This is a genomic window from Sphingomonas suaedae (genome assembly GCF_007833215.1).
Taxonomy (GTDB): domain Bacteria; phylum Pseudomonadota; class Alphaproteobacteria; order Sphingomonadales; family Sphingomonadaceae; genus Sphingomonas; species Sphingomonas suaedae.
Map to the genome: position 1 here is coordinate 1,657,931 of NZ_CP042239.1, position 19,374 is coordinate 1,677,304.

Sequence of the window (19,374 nt, forward strand, 5' to 3'; positions counted from 1 at the left end):
TGATTGACCGTTGAATATCAAAGACCTCACCCTCGCCCTGCTCCCGCTGCTGGCAGCTGGGTGCGCGACCACCGGGGCGGATGTCCCGGTGGTTCCCACCACGCCCGCCGCCAGCGTTCAGGCGCGCGGCCAGACCGATGCCGTCGGCACCGCCAATGCCGATGCGGCGGACGATCCCGCGATCTGGCGCAACCGGGCAGACCCCGCCGCCAGCCTGATCGTCGGGACGGATAAGAAGGCCGGGCTTCACATCTATGACCTCACCGGCAAGGACCGGTTCTTCATCGATGTGGGTCAGGTCAACAATGTCGACCTCAAGGACATGGGCCCGCTCGGCGTCATCGTCGCGGCCAGCGACCGCAACGACCGCAAGAACGCCAAGCTGGCGCTGTTCCGGCTCGACACGGCGGCGGCGAAACTGATCCCGCTCGGCACCATTCCGGTCGGCCCCGGCGAAGCCTATGGCCTGTGCCTCTATCGCAGCGGCGCCACGCTCCATGCGTTCAACGTGATCAAGGACGGCACGATCCGCCAGGTCGCGCTCGACCTGTCCGGCGCCACCCCCTCGGGCACGATCGTCCGCACGATGAAACTCGCGACCCAATCCGAAGGCTGCGTCGCCGACGACCGCACCCATCGCCTCTATGTGGGCGAGGAAAATGCGGGCGTCTGGCGCTTCGACGCACGCGCCGGTGGCGCGGTCGAGGGAAAGACGATCGCCAGTGTCGACGGGCAAAAACTGGTCGCCGATGTCGAGGGCGTGACGCTCGCGCCCGAAGGCGAGGGCAATGGCGGCTATCTGATCGTCTCCAGCCAGGGCGATCATGCCTACAGCGTCTATCGCCTCTCTGACGATTCCTATGTCGGTCGCTTTCGTATCGCCGCGGGCAGCACTTACGGCGCCACGGAAGAGACCGACGGGATCGATTTCGCCCCCGGCGATTTCGGTCCCACCTATCCCGACGGGCTGTTCGTGGCGCAGGACGGCTATAACCCGCCCTATGCCCAGAACTTCAAATACGCCGCCTGGGCGGACATCAAGGCTGCGCTGGGAATCGAGTAAGCGAAAGCGAGGGGCGGCGCACCCGCAGATGCGCCGCCCCAGGTCCATGAACAGGCCGCCCAGGATCACCCCTGTTTGCAATGCGCCGATGAACAGGCCATTGAAAAACACATAGAAAAGGGGACGGATTCGATGCGGTTCACGGCAATCGGTCTAGCGGCGGTGCTTGTCACCGGGTGTAGCGGCGGCGGGAGCGGTGGCGGCACGGTTACGCCTCCGACCAATCGCGCACCCAGTTTCACCTCCGGGGCGACCGCTTCGATGGTCGAGAACGGGACCTCCGTATTCACGGCCACGGCCACTGATCCGGACGCCAATTCGCTCACCTTCTCGATCGCGGGCGGTGCCGATGGATCGCAATTCGCGATAACGGCTGCAGGTGCGCTCAGCTTCGCGACGGCTCCGAATTTCGACCTCCCGTCCGACGCCGATGGGGACAATGTCTATCAGCTGCAGTTGCGTGTGAGCGACGGCAGCCTCTCCGCGACGCAGGAGGTCAGCGTCACGGTTACCAATAGCCGCGAGGGCATAGCCGTCCGACGCGTCGGGACCGGTTTCGACCAGCCGCTCTATGTCGCCGCAATTCCCGGCAATACGGATGTGTATGTGGCCGAAAAGGGCGGCGGCATCTGGCGCCTCGATCCGACCACGGGCGCCAAGTCGCTGTTGTTCACGGTCGGCAACCTCACCACGGACGGCGAGCGCGGACTGCTGGGGATGGCGCTACCTGCCGATTTCGCCACGTCGCGACGCTTCATGGTGTTCGCCACCGGCGCCGGTGGCACCATCGAGCTGCGCCGGTATAACATGCTTGCTGCTGGCTATCCGCCCAGCTTGCTCGCAACGCTCTCGATCCCCCACCCGGGGGCCAACAATCACAATGGCGGCTGGATGGGCTTTGGCCCCGACGGCTATCTTTATGCTGCGATCGGGGACGGTGGCGGCGGGGGAGATCCCGGCAACAATGCCCAGAACCGCAACGTCCAGCTCGGCAAGATTCTCAGGATCGAAGTCAACACCGATCCCTATGCGGGAGCAACTGCCCAATTCTTCAGCCCCGCGCCGGGCAACCCGTTCCTTGCCGGGGGCGGCGACCCTTATGTGTTCGCGTACGGGCTGCGGAACCCGTTCCGTGCATCCTTCGCTCCCGATGGCCGATTGTTCATAGGGGATGTCGGCCAGGACGCGCGGGAGGAGATCGACGTGCTCCGCACCGATCAGCCGGGCCTCAACTTCGGCTGGCGTTTTCTCGAGGGAACGCTGCCCTATAGCGGCGGCGCGCCGGCCGGACTGACGGCGCCGGTGACCGAATATGCCCATGGTACCGGGCTGCGAGAGGGTCGATCGGTGATCGGGGGCTATGTCTATCGCGGTCCCATCACCTCGCTCGCTGGCGCCTATGTGTTCGGCGATTTCGTCAGCGGCAACATCTGGAGCGTTCCCGCTTCTTCACTGGTCGCCGGGACCACGCTCGCATCCAGCAAATACGAACGCCGCAATCAGGACTTCGCGCCCGACGCGGGAACGATCGACCAGCTCGTCTCGTTCGGCGAGGATGCCGGGGGCAACCTCTATCTGATCGACCTGGATGGCGAGATCTTCATGGTGACTCCCGGCTAACGCTTGCGGTCGCGCCATCGGACGGCTTTAACGCTACGATGCTCAAGCTGCTCGCCCCGCTCGCCCTCCTCGCTATCACCCTGCCCGCGAACGCGCAGACCGGCGCCGAAGCGAAGATGGCCGCGACCGTCGCCGCCGAAACCGACCGCCACGTGGCGCTGCTCGAAAAGCTCGTCAACCAGAACTCTGGTTCGCTCAATATCGACGGCGTGACCAAGGTCGGCGCGATGGTGCGCGCCGAGCTTGAGCCGCTGGGCTTCGCGGTCGAGTGGATCGACATGAAGGAGACCGGCCGCGCCGGGCATCTGGTCGCGACCCACAAGGGCAATGGCAAGGGCAAGCGCGTCCTGCTGATCGCGCATCTCGACACCGTGTTCGAACGCGAAAGCCCGTTCCAGACCTTCGTCCGCACCGGCGACCGCGCGACCGGTCCCGGCGTCGGCGACGACAAGGGGGGGATCGTCATGATCGTCGCCGCGATGCGCGCGATGCAGGCGGCGGGAACGCTCAAGGATGCCGATATCAAGATCGTCCTGACCGGCGACGAGGAACGCACGGGCAGCCCGCTCGCACTCGCCCGCCGCGACCTCGTCGAAGCCGGGAAATGGGCCGATGTCGCGCTCGAATATGAAAATCTCGCGCGCGAGGACGGCAAGGATACCGGCACCATCGCGCGGCGCAGCTCGACCAACTGGACGCTGACCGCCACTGGCAGGACCGGCCATTCAAGCGGCGTGTTCGGCGAGTCACTGGGCTATGGCGCCGCATATGAACTCGCCCGCATCCTCGACGAGTTTCGCCGCACCCTGCCCGAGCCGAACCTGACCTTCAATGTAGGCGTGATGGCCGCAGGCACTCCTGCCACCCTCGCCGACAACAATTACCAGATGAGCGCGGGCGGCAAGACCAATATCGTCGCAGCGCAGGCGGTGGCGCGCGGCGACCTGCGCGCGCTGACTCCGGAGCAGGAGGCCAAGGCACGCGCCGCGATGCAGGCGATCGTCGCACAGAACCTGCCCGGCACCAGCGCAAAGCTCGACTTTCAGGAAGGGTATCCGCCGATGGCGCCGACCGAGGGCAATCGCGCACTGCTGGCCAAGCTCAACGCGGTCAACCGCGATCTCAGGCTGCCCGAAATGGCCGAAATGGACCCCGCCCGCCGTGGCGCCGCCGACAGCGCCTTCGTCGCCGCGCATGTCGATACGCTCGCGGGCCTCGGCGTCGCGGGCGGCGGCGCACATGCGGAGAATGAGTGGATCGACCTGACCTCGATCCCGCTGCAGGCGCTGCGCAGCGCCGCCTTCATCACCCGGTTGAGCCGCGAGAAGCGCTGACCCAAATCCGTCACCCCCGCGAAAGCGGGGACCCATCTCTCGGACGCGCCTCCAACGCGCCGGCGAGGTGTGCCGACCTTTCGGGAGATGGGTCCCCGCTTTCGCGCGGATGACGGTGGCTGTTTATGGAACGTATCGCACCCCCCGCGCGTCATGCGGACATGCTCAAAGCCATCGCCCTCAACTGCACGCTCAAGGCCGACACGGCCGAGCCCTCCTCTACCGATGCGATGATCGCGGTCCTCAAGACCGCCTTCGAAAAGCAGGATGTGGAGATCACCGAAACCGTCCGCGTCGCCGCGCTCGACATCAAGCCGGGCGTCACCTCGGACGAGGGCAAGGGCGACCAATGGCCAGCCCTTCGCGAAAAAATTCTCGCCGCCGATATCCTGATCTTCGGCGGCCCGATCTGGATGGGCCAGATCTCCAGCATCGCCAAGCGCGTGCTCGAGCGGATGGACGCCTTCATCTCCGAAACCGACGATCAGGGCCGGATGCCCAGCTATGGCAAGGTCGCGGTCGCGGCGATCGTCGGCAATGAAGACGGCGCGCATTTCAGTTCGGCGCAGCTGTTCCAGGCGCTGAACGATGTCGGCTATACCATCCCCGCAGGTGGCGTCTGCTATTGGGTCGGCGAGGCGATGGGCTCCACCGATTTCCAAGATCTCGACGACACACCGGACAAGGTCGACGAAACCGCCGCGATGTTGGCGGGAAACGCCGCGCACCTCGCGCGCCTCCTCAAGGAAAATCCCTATCCGGGAGAGGGCTGAGCCTCAGGGCATCAGCAGCGTCGCGCCCATCGTCTCGCCCGCCGCGATCGCGCGATGCGCCTCCGCCGCATCCTTCAGCGCATAACGCTGGCCGATCTCGACCTTCAGCACGCCGCGCATGACCAGATCGAACACCCGCGCCACGCCCGCCGCCCGTTCCTCCGGTGTCAGGTAATAGTGGAAGGCGGTCGGCCGGGTCACGAACAGCGACCCGTGCTGGCTGAGCGTGCCAAGATCGACATCCGTCACCGGCCCGCTGGCATTGCCGAAGCTGACGATCAGCCCCCGCCGCGCCGCCGATTTGAGCGACGCCTCCCAGGTTGCCATGCCGACCCCGTCCAGCACCACCGGAACCCCCTCGCCTCCGGTGATCGCGCGGACCCGCGTCGCGATGTCCTCATTGCGATATTCGATCACATGATCCGCCCCCAGCGCCCGCGCGCGCTCGGCCTTTTCGGGCGATCCGACGGTGCCGATCACCTGCGCGCCGAGATGCTTGAGCCACTGGACGAGCAGCTGCCCGGTGCCCCCGGCGGCCGCATGGACCAGCACCGTCATGCCCGCCTGAACCCGCGCACAGCGCTCGATCAGATATTCGGCGGTACATCCCTTCAGCATCACCGCCGCCGCCAGCTCGAATGACAGGGTGTCGGGGATCTTGAACCAGATTTCGGCGCTGGCGTTGCGTGCACTCGCATAGGCGCCAAGCCCGGGTCCGAAGGTCGCGACCCGGTCTCCTACCGCGAATCCCGCGACCCCCTCGCCCACCGCTTCGACCACGCCCGCCGCCTCGCTGCCCAGTCCGCTCGGCAGCGCGACGGGATACAGGCCCGAACGGTGATAAGTATCGATGAAGTTGAGGCCTATGGCGACGTGTCGCACCTGTAGCTGGCCCGGACCGGGCGGCGGCAATTCGACATCGACCCATTGGATCACCTCGGGGCCGCCGGTCCGTTCGATCATTGCGGTGCGCGCCATGCTTGTCTCCAGTTTCAGGTTGCAACCCTTGCCGCCCCTCGCCACATAACGGCCATACCCGATACTCAAATTTTTCGGAGGCGAGGATGCGCAGCTATCTGAAGCACTATATTGAAGGGCAGTGGATCGAAAGCGAGGGCGGCACCCGCCACCAGGTCATCAATCCCGCGACCGAAAGCGCGGTCACCGAAATCACCCTCGGCTCCCAGGCCGATGTCGACAAGGCCGTCGCCGCCGCGCGCACCGCGTTCGAGAGTTTTTCGCGCACCAGCGTGGAGGAGCGGATCGCGCTGATCGAGCGCGTGCTCGAGGAATATAAGAGGCGCACCGAAGACATGGCGCAGGCGATCAGCGCCGAAATGGGCGCGCCACTCAGCCTGGCTAGGACCGCACAGGTCGGCTCCGGCATCGGCCACCTCATGTCCGCCGCGCGCGCACTCAAGGAGTTCCAGTTCGAAGAGCAGGTCGACAACAGCCTGGTCGTGCATGAGCCGATCGGCGTCGTCGCGATGATCACCCCATGGAACTGGCCGCTCAACCAGATCGTGTCCAAGGTCGCCCCCGCGCTCGCCGCCGGCTGCACGATGATCCTGAAACCCAGCGAGGAAGCGCCCGGCTGCGCCGCGATCTTTGCCGAAGTCATGGACGCGGCCGGGGTGCCCGCAGGCGTGTTCAACCTCGTCAATGGCGACGGCCCCGGCGTCGGCACCGCGCTGTCGCAGCACAAGGGCGTCGACATGGTGAGCTTCACCGGATCGACCCGCGCGGGGATCGCGGTGGCGAAGAACGCCGCCGACACGGTCAAGCGCGTGCATCAGGAACTGGGCGGCAAATCGCCCTCGCTGATGCTGGAGGGCGCGGACGTCGGCGCTGCGGTCAAGGGAACGCTGTTCAGCGTGCTGATGAATTCGGGCCAGAGCTGCATTGCCCCGGCCCGCCTGCTCGTCCCCGCCGCGCTGGAGAAGGAAGCCGCCGCCGCCGCCACGGAGATGATGAAGGCGACCAGCTGCGGCGACCCTGCCGAGGAGGGCCGCCATCTCGGCCCGGTGGTCAACAAGGCGCAGTGGGAGAAGATCCAGGGCCTGATCCGCAAGGGGCTGGAGGAAGGCGCGACGCTGGAAACCGGCGGCCCCGGCCGTCCCGACGGGATCGAGACCGGCTATTTCGTCAAGCCTACCCTGTTCTCGGGCGTGCGCAACGACATGACGATCGCGCGCGAAGAAATCTTCGGACCCGTCGTCACCATCATCCCCTACAAGGACGAGGAAGACGCCGTCCGCATCGCCAACGACACCGACTACGGCCTGTCGGCAGTGGTGTTCGGATCGCCCGACGCGGTCAAGCGCGTTGCCCCAAGGCTGCGCGCGGGCATGGTCTATATCAATGGCGGCCAGCCCAACCCCGACCTGCCCTTTGGCGGCTACAAGCAGAGCGGCAATGGGCGCGAACACGGCAAATATGGGCTGGCGGAATTCATGGAAGTGAAGTCGCTGGTCGGCGCGCTGGCCTGATCAAAAATCCTCCCCGGCACGGGGAGGTGGCAGCGCGAAGCGCTGACGGAGGGGTGCTGAGGCAACGGCATCCGGTGCCTCGAGCCCCCTCCACCACCGCCTTCGGCGGCGGTCCCCCTCCCCGTTCCGGGGAGGATTTCTCTTAGTCGAACAACTCTTCGAGAAAGCTCTTCTTGCGCTTGTGCTTGTAGTAGCGCGGGTCGTGGCTCTGATGGCCATAGCCGCGGTCATAGCCCTGCTGCGAATATCCGCCCTGCTGCCACGGCCCACCCTGAGGCGGCTGCGGCGGCATGGGCGGCTGCGGAGCGGCTGGCGCCTCCGCCATCCCGCTGCGCTCGATGATCTTGTCCAACTCGCCGCGATCGAGCCAGATGCCCCGGCATTGCGGGCAATAGTCGATCTCGATCCCCTGCCGGTCGCTCATATGAAGGCCGACCTTGCACACGGGGCACAGCATTCCGGCAACGGCTTCGGGGGTACGCATACGCTCTCCTTGCATGGTCTCGGTCAGGAATTAGGAATGCGGGCGGCGGCCCGCAACTAGGCCACCGGCCAGAACCACAGGATCAGCGGCGGCCCGACGATCAGCACGATCAAGGACAGCGGCGCACCCAGCCGCGCATAATCGCTGAACCGATAGCCACCCGGCCCCATCACCAGCGTGTTGCACTGATGCCCGATCGGGGTGAGGAAGTCGCAGCCCGCGCCGACTGCCGTCGCCATCAGGAACGCCTCCGGCCGCAGCCCCAGATCGCCAGCAAAGGTGGCGGCGATCGGCGCCATCACCAGCACGGTGGCGGCATTGTTGAGGAACGGCGTCACCGCCATCGCCGCCGCCATGATCAGCGCCACCGCGCCCCAGGGCGGCAATGTCGCGGCGGTCACCGACAGCCATTGTCCGATAATCTCGGTCACCCCGGTCGATCGCAGCGTATCGCTGACCGGGATCAGCGCGCCGAGCATGATCAGGATCGGCCATTCGACATGGTCATAGGCATCGCGGATCGGCAACGCTCCGAACAGCACCACCGCCGCCGCTGCCGCGAAGAACGCGATCGTCACCGGCACCGCCCCGGTCGCGGTCGCCGCCATCGCCACCGCCAGTACTGCGATCGGCAACAGCCCCTTGCGCACGCTGCCCAGCCGCAATTCCCGCTCCGCCAGCGGAAGCGCGCCCAGCGCGTTCAGCGTCTGGGGAAGGATGCCGAGCGGCCCCTGCAGCACCACCACATCCCCCGCGCGGAAGACGACATTGGGCATACGCCGGACGATGCGTTCGCCCTGGCGCGACACCGCGATCAGGTTGATGCCATAGCGCTGGCGCAGCATCAGCGATCCTGCGGTCCCGCCGACCAGCGGCGATCCGGCGGACACCACCGCCTCGATCACCCCGATCTCCTCACCCTCCGGGCTTTCCGGCGCCTCGCTCGTCCCGACAAAGTCCAGCTTGTCGCGCGCAATCGCCCGCTCCAGGCTGTCGGGATTGCCGCCCAGGATCAGGATGTCACCTTCGTTCAGCACCGTATCGGCAAGCGGCGTCGCGCGCACCCCGTCGCGCAGGAACATGGTGATCGCCACCTCATGCTCGTGCCGCTCGATGAACTCCGCCACCGTCTGGCCATTGGGGACGGATTGCTCGACGATCTTCGCCTCGGTCGCATAGTCGTGGACGTCGAGCGCCTCGCCCATCGTCGGCGCTGCGCGGCGATCTGCGGGCAGCAGGCGATAGCCGAAAAACAGGAACACCAGCCCGACCAGCGTCAGTCCGATCCCGACCGGCGCATAGTCGAACATGCGAAACGGCTCGCCGGTCATCTCCTCGCGCACCCGGCTGACGATGATGTTGGGCGAGGTGCCGATCAGGGTGATGAGTCCCCCGAGCAGCGAGGCGAACGCCATCGGCATCAGGAACACGCTGGGCGAGCTGTCGGATTTTTTCGCCATCTGGAATGCGGCAGGCATCATCATCGCCAGCGCGCCGATATTCTTGACCAGTGCCGACCCGAACCCGACGCTGGCGGAGAGCAACAGCAGTTGCGAACGCACCCGCGTCACCCGCTTTTGCAACAGGCGCATCAGCCGCTCAATCACGCCCGAGCGCTGCACCGCGCCCGACAGCACCAGTGCCGATCCGACGATAATGACGATGTCGTCCGAAAAGCCCGTAAAGGCATCCTCCGGCGCGACGATGCCCGTCGCGACCGCCGCGAGCAGCGCCATCACCGCGACGACGTCATAGCGAAACCGCCCCCACAGAAAGAGGCCCATCATCCCGATCAACACCGTGACCGACAGAATCTGCGGTAATGTCATGCGCGCGCCATCCGCGCTAAACGCCGCCGAAGCCAGTGGTTTCCGTCAGCGGGAAATGCGCGAAAATATTGCCTCGCGGGGCATGTCCGTCAGTGAACGGTGCCGACCGCGCGGTTGACGCTCATCAGCACGATCAGCCGCTCGATCTGGCGCCAGCGACAGAAGTTGATGTGATTGCCCAGGTCGCGAAACCTGTCTGCCCGCGCTGCCGCTTCCAGCCCCGCATCGTCTCCGAAGGCGCGGATCAGATCCGCAGCATCGAACACATGGGCGCGGTCAGCAAGATAGGGGATCGGCGACATGGGGGCTCCTGCGAAAGGTTCGCGCGCCTGCACGCATCGCGCGTGCCAGCGCGCGGGAAGCCGGGGTTTCCGGGCATCTCGACGGTAAATCGCTGGAAACCATGCGCTTTCGGCCGTGCCGCACGTACCGCAACGGGACGGTGGCGTCCCGGCCCGGGACGTGGCATGGCGCCCGCATGAGCCGCTCATCGAAACCCGCCCCGATCGCCGGCGGCGCCCTTCTCGCTCTCAGCCTGATCGTCGGCACGGTGATCGGCGTCCGCCAGGGCCAGCCTTCGCTTGGGTTCGTCTATGGCCTGGGCGCAGGGATCGGCCTTGTCCTCCTGGTCGCGCTGGTCGACCGGCTGCGCGGCAGCCGCTAGGCGCTGTCAAACCAGCGCGCGGTGCAACCACACCACCCGGCCCACCACCTCGATCGTCCGCGCCGCCACGATCTCGCACCCATAGTCGGGATTGTCGCTGACCAGCTCGACCTCGCTTCCCAGCATTCGCAGGCGCTTGACCGCGAGCATCCCGTCGCGACGAAACACATGGATTGCCGGGCGCGGCCCGGGCGTGCGGCGCGCACCGTCGACCAGGATCTCGTCGCCATCGCATAGGGTCGGTTCCATCGACTCGCCCTCGACCCGGATGGTCGAGGCCATGTCGGGCCGCACCCCCAGCCGCCGCAGCAATGCAGGGTCGAGCAGCAACGGGCTGCGCCGCTCGCTCTCCACCACGCGCCCGCGCCCCGCCGCCGCCCCGGCATCGACGCGCGCCACCGCGACCAGCCCCTCCGCCACCGGCCCGCCCAGCGCCGCGTCACTCACCCCCAGATAGCGCGCCAGCCGCCTCCGGTCCCCCTCCGCCAGCAGCCGCGGGCTACCCCGCGTCACATATTGCTGGAGATAGGCGGCATTGCGCCCGATCAGGCGTGAGAGCGCCGCGAGTGATTCTCCGCGCGCCTCCGCCGCCGCTGCCAATGCGCGTCGCTGATCCGCCGATTCCATGGCCGAACCATAGTCGCAGGATTTTTCCTAGACAAGTTGGAAATGAGAACATTTACTGAACATATGAGTCGGGGAAGGCCCCGACAGGACGAGGGAAGGGCGATGGCGATTCTGGGAAAAGTGGAACGGTTTCTGCGGCGGCACGATATGCCGCAGACCAAATTCGGCAGGCTCGCGGTCAATGATCCGCGGCTGGTGGGCGACCTGCGAAGAGGGCGCGAGCTGCGCGAGGATACGCTCAAACGGGTCGAGGCATTCCTGTCCAGGCCTCCGGTTTCGCATGGACGGGGGGCCGCGCAATGAGCCACGGACCCGACGTCGGCGTACTGCTCGAACGCGCGCTTCTCCATAAGGCCGCAGCGGCTGGAGTCGATCTGGCTATCGTCGAGGCAAGCTGGACCCGCTGGGCAAGCGCCACCTTCACCGGCGCGCGGCACGATCTCGCGCTGGCGGCCAGCTCCTCGCACACGCTCGATGCATGGCTTGCGGGACTGCCCGAAGCCGAATTCGCGTTGCGCGGCCATCTCGTCGCCGATCTCGCGGTCGATTCGCGCATGCGGGTCGGCGAGAGGCTGGAGCTACGGATCGGGGTGCTGACGGTGGAAGAAGGCTAGGAAATCAGGCCCGCATCGCCATGCGGCGCAGTTGCGACAGCGTATCCTCAAGTCCATGTGTCGGTTCGGGTGCGGGCGCCGGGACAGGCTCGGGTACCGGACCACGGGTCGCCAACCCTCGCTCCAGCCGCTCCAGCAGCGCATGGACGCTCGCCTCGGTGCGCGGATCGGCGATCGCCGCTTCATCGACCGCAGGTGCCCCCATCGGCGCGGGACGCACCGCCGGGGTCAGCTCGAACGTCTCGAACCGCTCGCTCTCGTCATAGATCGGCGTGCGGGTCGGGCGTCGACGCAGCGGGCGCACCGGCGGCGGCGGCGCCATCGGCACCGGCGGAATCGCGGAGGGGTCGAAGGCGGAAAGCGGCAGGTTGAGATTGTCGGGCAGATGCTGAACCTCGGGAGGCTCGGCATGAACCGGGCGCCCCTCGCTCGGCGGCCCCATCGCGATCACCGGTTCCTCCGGCACCGCCTCTTCGGTAAACGCCTCATCGGCCAGTTCGAGGACGTCGTCATTCTGCGCGACCGGCTCGGGGCGCCCCGCCTTGCGGCGCGACGGCACCTCCAGGTCGCTGGCGCGCAGCGGCACGCGCGGGCGCGCGTCGGGATGCGCGTCGGCGCGGCGCACCACCGGACGGCGCTCGCCATCCTCATCCAGCGTCACCGCGCGCGAATCGGTCCAGGCAAGCAGCGCCGACAGCGCGAACCACGCCAGCAGCGAGATCAGCCCGCCCGCGAACAGCCCGATACAGATGCGCGCGGTCAGCCCCAAAGGCGGCTCGGCCGCGGGCACGAACGCCGCGATCCCGCTCGCCAGCACCATCTCTTCCAGCACCGGGCCCGGGATCAACAGGCTTGCCGCCGCGACAAGCGCCCCCGCTCCGCCCGCAACGGCAAGCGCGAGATTGGGGGTCAGACGGTGGACGATGCTGTACGCGACCATGAATCTTCCGAAATGCGGGCGTCGATCAGTTTTTGGTAAACAGGTTCGTACCGGGAAATGTTTGACGACCAGTTACGCTCGGCCTCGACAAAGGCGCGTCCCCGTGCGCGCTGCGCGTCCCATGTGCTGCGATCCGCGAACACGGCCGCCACGGCATCGGCCAGCGCCGCCGGGTCGTCGGGCGGGAACAGGGTGCCGGTATCGCCATGGCGGATCAGCTCGCGATGCCCGCCGACATCGGACGCCGCCACCAGCCGCTGCTGCGCCATCGCCTCGATCGGCTTCAACGGCGTCACCAGATCGGTGAGCCGCATATGCTTGCGCGGATAGACCAGCAGGTCGATCAGCGAATAATAGCGTTCCACCTGGTGATGCGGCACGCGACCGACGAAATGGATCGCATGGGCCGCGCTCGACGCCGCCGCCTGCGCACGCAACGCCTCCTCCATCGGTCCGCCGCCGACCATCACCAGCCGCGCCTTTGGCCGTCGCGCCAGCAAAGCCGGCATCGCCGCGATCAGATCGTCCAGCCCCTCATAATCGTAAAAACTGCCGATGAACCCGATCGTGTCCGCCCCATCCAGCCCCAGCTGCGCCGCCAGTGCTTCGTCGCGCGGTGCCGGATCGCCGAACAGATGCAGGTCGACGCCATTGGGGGAGACCATGATCTTCCCCGCATCGATCCCGCGCGCGATCAGGTCGCGCTTCAGGCCCTCGCAGATCACCGCGACCGCATCGACGCGCTTCGCCGCCCAGGTCTCCAGCGCCCGGATCGCGCGATATTTGACCGATCCCTCGGTCCCCGTCCCATTGCCGACCGCCGCATCCTCCCAGAATGCGCGGATTTCGTAGAGCAACGGAATGCCGTGCTTCTTCGCCGCGCGCATCGCCGCCAGCGGGTCGATCACCGGCGAATGCGCGTGGAGGATGTCCGGCCGAAAGCGCTGCACGACCGAATCGATCCGACGCGCGAACGCCGCGATCTCCGCCAGCTCGCCCAGCACAGGGGGCAGGCGGCGCATCTGTCTGGTGCGGTGGAAATCGATCCCGTCGAGCGTCTCGAACGGCGAATCGCCGGTATGGTAGCGCGGCCCCGTGACGCCTGCGACGGTCCAGCCGCGCTCCATCTGCGCCTTGAGGATCGCGCGCGTGCGAAAGGTGTAACCGCTGTGCAACGGCAGCGAATGGTCAAGGACGTGCAGGATCCGCATGGCGTCCCTCTGCCACGCGATCACTTAACGGCCCGTCAACCGGAAGCGGCTAAGCCTGTTTGCGGCACCGGCCCGCTCCCCCACCCGGCCACCCAACGACAGTGTATCCTGTGGGTGGCCGGGTGGGGGAGCGGGCCGGTGCCGTAACTCAACAGGAGCGCGCCTCCCTACGATGATCGACACGCTGGTTCTCGCGCTCACCCACGGGCTGCTGCTCGTCGTCGCCTGGCGTCTGGTCAACAGCCCGGCGGTCGATGACGACAGCCTGGACGGCAAGCCGCCGCCGCCCAAGCGCGGCTGGAAACGCCCCGGTGCGTGATCTCGCCTTCATCGCATTCCTGGGAGCCATCTTCGCGCTCGGCCTGCGCCGGCCGTTCCTGTTCGTGCTCGCCTATGTCTATATCGACATCGTCTCGCCCCAGCGGATGAGCTATTTCCTGCTCAACGCCTTTCCGATTTCGGCAATGGCGGTGGCGTTTGCGGTGCTGTCCTGGGCGGCGATGGACGACAAGCGCGACACCCGCGTCGCGCCGCGTCAGGGGCTGATGCTCGCTTTGCTCGGCTGGTGCTATTACACCACGCTCAACGCCGATTTCCCGATCGACGCCGCGTATAAATGGGACTGGGTGTGGAAGGCATTGGCCTTTGCGATCTTCCTCCCCCTCACCCTGCGCACAAGGCTGCGGATCGAGGCATTGCTGCTGTTCATGCTGCTCTCCGTCTCCACGATCATCATTGCGGGCGGGGTCAAGACCGCGCTGGGCGGCGGCGGCTATGGCCAGCTCAAGCTGATCGTCGACAATAATAGCGGCCTGTTCGAGGGCAGCATCATCTCCGCCGTTGCGATCTGCCTGATCCCGCTGATCCTGTGGTTCACGAAGTACGGTACGATCTTCCCGCCCGACTGGCGGGTAAAGACCTTCGGCTATGCCCTGATCTTCGCCTGCCTGCTGATGCCGGTGGGGACGCAGGCGCGCACGGGCCTGGTCTGCGCGGGCCTGCTCGCCGTGCTGATGCTGCGCGACGTCAAGCGGCGCATCCTCTACATCGCAGGCGCAGGATTCCTCGCGGTCGCTTCGATCCCCTTCCTCCCCGCCAGTTTCACCGAACGGATGGGGACGATCTCCAGCTATCAGGCCGACGCCTCCGCCTCGACCCGGATCGAGGTGTGGAAATGGACCTGGGACTATGTGAAAACGCACCCGATGGGCGGCGGATTTGAAGCCTATCGCCAGAACGAGATCAAGTACGACAAGGTCGAGATCGTCGGCGAAGGCGCGAGCCGCACCGTCGTCCGCACGCCCGAAATCGACAAGTCGCGCGCCTATCACTCCGCCTTTTTCGAAATGCTGGGCGAACAGGGCTGGCCCGGCTTCATCCTGTGGCTGATGATCCATTTGGGCGGCATTTTGCGCATGGAGGTGCTGCGCCGTCGCTACCGCAATGTCCCCCCGGAACAGGCATGGATCGCGCCGCTCGCGACCGCGCTTCAGCATGGGCACATCATCTATCTGTTCGGATCGCTGTTCGTCGGCATCGCGCTCAACCCCTTCGTCTATATGCTGGTTGGCGCGCAGATCGGCCTGGACACCTATCTCGCGCGCAAGCGTGCCGAAGAGGGGCTGCAGCCGATGCGCAAGAAACGCGACACTTCGCCCGCGCCAGCGGCGGCATGATCGGTTAGGAACCGCCCATGGCCAGCCTGTTCCTTGTCCGTAACGATGAGCCGCGCTTTGCTGACTCCGCGCTGCGCGAGGCGCGCGCCGTGCTTGCGGGCCAGGGGTTTCCGGCGCCCCAGGAAGTCGCGCTGCCCGGCTGGACCCTTCTCCACACGGGCCACATCATCGCGGGGCCGCAGACTTTGCTGTGTCAGGGCGACGATCTCGTCGCGCTCGCCGGGACGCTGGTCGCCGACGGCAAGCTCGGCCCCGACGCGCTCGCCGCGCTGCTCGCGATGGACCCGCTCGCGCTCAACTGGGATCGGCTGGGTGGCCAGTTCGTCGCACTGGTCCGGCGCGGCGGCCGCAACTTCCTGTTCGGCGATTATTTCGCCGCGTTCCAGCTGTTCCACGACACGCAGGACCGCGTCTTCGCCACCACCTTCCTCGCCGCGGCACAAGCGCTGCCCCGCCTCGGCTTCGATGCCCAGGGGGTGTATGAACTCGTCTTCAACGTCATGCCCACCGGCGATGATACGGTGTTCGAACAGCTCAAGACGCTTTCGCCGCATGTCGTCGCCGAACTGACCCCGACCGGGGTGGTCCGCCACACGGTCGCCAAGCCGCTGCCCGATACGCCAAGCGACCTGCCGCTTCCCGAACGGATCGCCCGCCACCGCGATCGGCTGCTCGCCATCGTCGGCGCGCATGTCGATGCGCTGGGCGGCAATGTCCGCGCGCCGCTTTCGGGCGGTCTCGATTCGCGTCTCGTCCTCGCCGCGCTCCGCGACCGTGGCTGCGCCCCCCACGTCTATGTCTATGGCGTGCCGGGTGATGAGGATGTGGTGATCGCCCACGCCATCGGCGCCGCGCTGGGCTTCCCGGTCGAATGGCTGGACAAGGAGGACGGCAGCGTCCCGCCCGACGCCTTCCCCGAGCTGGTGAACCGCAACTACCACCAATATGACGGGCTGCCGACCTTCGGAAATCTCTTCGACAACGGCACCAACGGCGCGGCCCAGCTGGCACGCCATGCCGATGGCGCGCTCGCGGTTTCAGGCGGATGCGGCGAGATCTACCGCAACTTTTTCTACCTGCCGAACCGGCGCTACAGCGCACACGACATCGCCCGCACCTTCTTCGCGCGCTTCACGCCCGCAGACGCCACCGACCGGTTCGATCCCGGCGCCTTTCTGAACGCCATCGCGGCCAAGATCGGCGCCGCGCTCGAGCCGCCCGCCGCCACGGGCCGCCTGCCCCGCAACCGGATCGAGCAAATCTACCCCCGCATCCGCTGTCGCGCCCTGTTCGGCCGCGAAATCAGCCTGGAGGCGCGGTTCAGCCCCTATCTCATGCCCTTCCTCGACCACCGCGTGGTGGCGGAGGCGATGACGCTGCCATTGCCGCTCAAATATGCCGGGCGGTTCGAGGCGGAGCTGCTCAACGCCATCGACCCGATCCTCGCCGCCCAGCCCTCCGCCTATGGCCATGACTTTGCCGGGCCGCCCAATCTCGCCCATCGCCGCACCGAATGGCTGACCCGCATCCGCCCGGTCTGGCTGCGCCACCACAGCTACGCACTACGTCGCCGCCTCGGCCCGATGGGCGACGAACACGGCGGCGCGATGGGCGCCGACTATATGGCCCGCGTGATCGATCTGGACTTCCCGGCGATGCGCGCCTTTTTCAATCCGGAGGCGATCACCGACAGCGCGGTGTGGCGCCGGGTCGCCAACCTCGAATATCTCGCCGCCCGGCTGGGGTCGCGGGTCAGCCGCTAAGCCACCCTTTCCTTACGGTCGTGGTGACATCACCGTCTCGGGCTTCAGCCATGGATGCCGCGCCCCCGGCGCGCGTACGGTTTCCACATGCGGCTCCGGTCCAAAGGTTATCGCCACCCCGCCGGTCTGGCGCAGCAGCGCGCGGTCGAGCTTTAGCCAGCGCGGGGTGCAGCCCCGGGGCAGCCAGCGATCCGCGATGAAAATATCCACCGACGCACACAAATCCACCATCTCGCGCCACGGCACCCGATAGCCGCTCCGCGTCGCCGCGATCCGCCATGTCCGTCCTCCGCGCTCCACCGTCACCACGCACAGGTCCGCGCTGCATCGCGCGTCGCGCTGGTCGGCCAGTGCGGGGAGCGCGGCATCGACCCCACCATTCTCTGCCAGCGTGTCCCGGACATAATCCCCCGCCCGGTCGCGCAGCAGCGCCATCTCGCCGCCTGGCATCCGCAGCGCGAGATGCTTGCCGTCACCGGTCACCAGCAGATCCGGCATCGGCGTCGCCAACGCCCAAACCGCCCCCGCCGCCACCGGCAGCAGCCCGGCCACCCGCACCCGTGTCCGCCACAGTGTGATCCACAGCCCGCCAGCGACCATCAGCGCATAGGCCCCGCCCGGCATGGCAGGCAGCATCGCCAGCGCGCCGGGCGCATTGGCGACGCTGTGCGCGATCCACAACAGCAGATGCAACCCCTGTTCCGCCACCCACCAGAAGGGCGCGCCCAGCCCGGCCAGGTCGAAGAACAGCCCCGCCGCCTCGAACGGCATCACCACAAAGGTGGTCAGCGGGATCGCGACGATGTTCGCCAACGCGCCGTAAATCCCCGACTTGTGAAAATGATAGAGCGCGATCGGCGTCAGCGCGATCTCGACCACCAGCCCGGTCAGCAGCAGCGAGCCGATACCGCGCCCGACTCGCATCCCCCAGCCCTCCTCGCGCCGCTCGAACCAGCCGCGCACCCGCGCGCTCTCGAACAGCGCGACGATCGCGGTTACCGCGGCGAAACTCATCTGGAAGCTCGGCCCCATCAGCGCCTCGGGCCAGAGCAGCAGCACGACCAGCGCGCCGAACGCGACCAGCCGCAGCGTGATCGCCTGCCGCCCCAGCATCATCGCCGCCAGCACCATCAGCGCCGCGATGCACGACCGCACCGTCGGCACCTCCGCCCCGGTCAGCAGCGTATAGCCGATCGCCACCATACCCGCCGCGCCCGCCGCGATCACCGGCAGCGGCCAGCGCAGCGCCAGTGTCGGACTGAGCGCCAGCAGCCGCAGCACCAGCAACATCGTCGCCCCGACCACCGCCGTCACATGCAGCCCGCTGACCGACAACAGATGCGCCAGCCCCGACCGGCGCAGCGCCTCGGCATCCTCCTCGCTGATCGCCCCCCGGTCGCCGGTCACGAGCGCTGCGGCGATCCCGCCCGCGCTCCCCCCGATCTGGCTCTGGACATGCGCCGTCAGCCGCGCGCGCAGCCCGCTATCGGGTCGCCCCGGCACCACCACCGCGACCCGCGCGAATCCCCGCCCCGTCGCGCCCAGCCCCTCGAACCAAGCCACCCGGTCGAATGCATAGGCCCCCGGCACGGCTGCCGGCGCTGGCGGCATCAGCCGCGCCCGCAGCCGCACCCGCGCGCCGGGCGTCAGCCCATCCGGCATATCCTTCACCGCCAGATTGACCCGCACCGTCGGCGGCAGCCGGGTCGCCGCGTCGGTGGCGATGCGCAGCCGTACCAGCTCGCGCGCGGGCAGCGGTTCGATCCGCTCGACCGTCCCCGCCACCTGCACCACCGCCGGTCGCGCCAGCACCGGCGCCGCCACGCGCTCGGCCCGCCACCACACCAGCGCGCAGCCCAGCGCCACCAGCACCGCGCCCCAGGCCAGCGCCCGTGCCGCCCGCCCGCCGCGCCCCACCGCAAGCGCAGCCGCCCCGACCGCCAGCGATCCCAGGATCACCGCCCCCCATCGCGCCGCATCGGGCAGCACGAACCACGCCGCGATCCCCATGCCCAGCATCACCGGCACCCACAGGAACAACTGCCCGCGCTCGGCCTCCAGCCAGCGTTCCGCCGCCGCTCCGGCGCGCGCGCCGGGCGGGTCCGGCATCGCCCGCGCCGCCCCCGGCGCGCTCATGGCTCGGCTCCCCATCGTCGCCGAACCTGCGGGAGGATCGCGGTTCAGGCAAGCTGCGCCAACATCCCCCGATCCGCTGCGGTTTGAAGCCGCTCAAACTGCGTGCTACGGGCGCCCCGGGCCGGTTCGGCCCGGTCTATCACATGTCGGA

At 67.5% G+C, this 19,374-nt stretch carries 19 protein-coding genes; 11 read left to right on the top strand and 8 right to left on the bottom strand.

Features of this window, described 5'->3' with window-relative positions; translation table 11 throughout:
• Nucleotides 1-16 precede the first annotated feature (16 nt).
• The 4 genes from FPZ54_RS07945 (at nucleotide 17) to FPZ54_RS07960 (ending at nucleotide 4,790) form a co-directional block, all read left to right on the top strand.
• A complete protein-coding gene (locus tag FPZ54_RS07945) occupies nucleotides 17-1,063 on the top strand; it encodes a phytase (RefSeq protein ID WP_145849635.1) in 1,047 nt (348 codons plus the stop codon).
• A 132-nt stretch (nucleotides 1,064-1,195) separates the two neighbouring features.
• Complete coding sequence (locus FPZ54_RS07950; RefSeq protein WP_145846254.1) at nucleotides 1,196-2,683, top strand: PQQ-dependent sugar dehydrogenase; 1,488 nt, start codon at nucleotides 1,196-1,198, stop codon at nucleotides 2,681-2,683.
• Between the two features lie 38 nt (nucleotides 2,684-2,721).
• The gene (locus tag FPZ54_RS07955) at nucleotides 2,722-4,017 is read left to right on the top strand and encodes a M20/M25/M40 family metallo-hydrolase (RefSeq protein WP_145846256.1); all 1,296 of its coding nucleotides are present in this window, start codon (nucleotides 2,722-2,724) and stop codon (nucleotides 4,015-4,017) included.
• A 125-nt stretch (nucleotides 4,018-4,142) separates the two neighbouring features.
• Entirely contained in the window at nucleotides 4,143-4,790 is a 648-nt protein-coding gene (locus FPZ54_RS07960) for a flavodoxin family protein (protein ID WP_239019757.1), read from the top strand.
• Nucleotides 4,791-4,793: 3 nt separating this feature from the next.
• On the opposite strand, the gene FPZ54_RS07965 is transcribed toward FPZ54_RS07960, so the two are convergent.
• Entirely contained in the window at nucleotides 4,794-5,768 is a 975-nt protein-coding gene (locus FPZ54_RS07965; protein ID WP_145846259.1) for a quinone oxidoreductase family protein, read from the bottom strand.
• Between the two features lie 86 nt (nucleotides 5,769-5,854).
• On the opposite strand from FPZ54_RS07965, the gene FPZ54_RS07970 reads away from it, so the two are divergent.
• The gene (locus tag FPZ54_RS07970; protein WP_145846261.1) at nucleotides 5,855-7,279 is read left to right on the top strand and encodes an aldehyde dehydrogenase family protein; all 1,425 of its coding nucleotides are present in this window, start codon (nucleotides 5,855-5,857) and stop codon (nucleotides 7,277-7,279) included.
• Nucleotides 7,280-7,421: 142 nt separating this feature from the next.
• On the opposite strand, the gene FPZ54_RS07975 is transcribed toward FPZ54_RS07970, so the two are convergent.
• From FPZ54_RS07975 to FPZ54_RS07985, 3 genes are all read right to left on the bottom strand, one after another.
• Nucleotides 7,422-7,763 carry a TFIIB-type zinc ribbon-containing protein gene (locus FPZ54_RS07975; protein WP_145846263.1) on the bottom strand — a complete coding sequence of 114 codons (342 nt, stop codon included), beginning with the start codon at nucleotides 7,761-7,763 and terminating at the stop codon, nucleotides 7,422-7,424.
• Nucleotides 7,764-7,819: 56 nt separating this feature from the next.
• A complete protein-coding gene (locus FPZ54_RS07980; protein WP_145846264.1) occupies nucleotides 7,820-9,592 on the bottom strand; it encodes an SLC13 family permease in 1,773 nt (590 codons plus the stop codon).
• A gap of 89 nt (nucleotides 9,593-9,681) precedes the next feature.
• Complete coding sequence (locus FPZ54_RS07985; protein ID WP_145846266.1) at nucleotides 9,682-9,894, bottom strand: hypothetical protein; 213 nt, start codon at nucleotides 9,892-9,894, stop codon at nucleotides 9,682-9,684.
• A 176-nt stretch (nucleotides 9,895-10,070) separates the two neighbouring features.
• Between FPZ54_RS07985 and FPZ54_RS07990 the strand changes: the two genes are divergently transcribed.
• Nucleotides 10,071-10,256: a hypothetical protein gene (locus FPZ54_RS07990; protein WP_145846268.1), complete on the top strand. Its 186-nt coding sequence runs from the start codon at nucleotides 10,071-10,073 to the stop codon at nucleotides 10,254-10,256.
• Nucleotides 10,257-10,262: 6 nt separating this feature from the next.
• Here the strand turns inward: FPZ54_RS07990 and FPZ54_RS07995 are convergent, their stop codons facing one another.
• A complete protein-coding gene (locus FPZ54_RS07995; RefSeq protein ID WP_145846269.1) occupies nucleotides 10,263-10,883 on the bottom strand; it encodes a S24 family peptidase in 621 nt (206 codons plus the stop codon).
• A 102-nt stretch (nucleotides 10,884-10,985) separates the two neighbouring features.
• On the opposite strand from FPZ54_RS07995, the gene FPZ54_RS08000 reads away from it, so the two are divergent.
• Nucleotides 10,986-11,186 (top strand): hypothetical protein, encoded by a 201-nt coding sequence (locus FPZ54_RS08000; protein WP_145846270.1) that lies wholly within the window; start codon nucleotides 10,986-10,988, stop codon nucleotides 11,184-11,186.
• Nucleotides 11,183-11,497 (top strand): hypothetical protein, encoded by a 315-nt coding sequence (locus tag FPZ54_RS08005; protein WP_145846271.1) that lies wholly within the window; start codon nucleotides 11,183-11,185, stop codon nucleotides 11,495-11,497. Before FPZ54_RS08000 ends, FPZ54_RS08005 begins: the two co-directional genes overlap by 4 nt.
• Before the next feature lie 4 nt (nucleotides 11,498-11,501).
• Here the strand turns inward: FPZ54_RS08005 and FPZ54_RS08010 are convergent, their stop codons facing one another.
• Nucleotides 11,502-12,437: a hypothetical protein gene (locus FPZ54_RS08010; RefSeq protein WP_145846273.1), complete on the bottom strand. Its 936-nt coding sequence runs from the start codon at nucleotides 12,435-12,437 to the stop codon at nucleotides 11,502-11,504.
• Nucleotides 12,407-13,648 (bottom strand): TIGR04063 family PEP-CTERM/XrtA system glycosyltransferase, encoded by a 1,242-nt coding sequence (locus FPZ54_RS08015; RefSeq protein WP_145846274.1) that lies wholly within the window; start codon nucleotides 13,646-13,648, stop codon nucleotides 12,407-12,409. Before FPZ54_RS08015 ends, FPZ54_RS08010 begins: the two co-directional genes overlap by 31 nt.
• A gap of 172 nt (nucleotides 13,649-13,820) precedes the next feature.
• Here FPZ54_RS08015 and FPZ54_RS19805 point away from each other — a divergent pair, with 172 nt between their 5' ends.
• From FPZ54_RS19805 to FPZ54_RS08025, 3 genes are read left to right on the top strand one after another with little or no spacing between them, the layout of a single operon-like run.
• The gene (locus FPZ54_RS19805; RefSeq protein ID WP_156442820.1) at nucleotides 13,821-13,967 is read left to right on the top strand and encodes a hypothetical protein; all 147 of its coding nucleotides are present in this window, start codon (nucleotides 13,821-13,823) and stop codon (nucleotides 13,965-13,967) included.
• Nucleotides 13,960-15,324 (top strand): DUF5935 domain-containing protein, encoded by a 1,365-nt coding sequence (locus FPZ54_RS08020; RefSeq protein ID WP_145846276.1) that lies wholly within the window; start codon nucleotides 13,960-13,962, stop codon nucleotides 15,322-15,324. The genes FPZ54_RS19805 and FPZ54_RS08020 overlap by 8 nt, the downstream gene beginning before the upstream one ends.
• A gap of 17 nt (nucleotides 15,325-15,341) precedes the next feature.
• Entirely contained in the window at nucleotides 15,342-17,087 is a 1,746-nt protein-coding gene (locus tag FPZ54_RS08025; protein WP_145846277.1) for an asparagine synthetase B family protein, read from the top strand.
• A 12-nt stretch (nucleotides 17,088-17,099) separates the two neighbouring features.
• Here the strand turns inward: FPZ54_RS08025 and FPZ54_RS08030 are convergent, their stop codons facing one another.
• Complete coding sequence (locus FPZ54_RS08030) at nucleotides 17,100-19,223, bottom strand: ComEC/Rec2 family competence protein (RefSeq protein WP_422396563.1); 2,124 nt, start codon at nucleotides 19,221-19,223, stop codon at nucleotides 17,100-17,102.
• Nucleotides 19,224-19,374 lie beyond the last annotated feature (151 nt).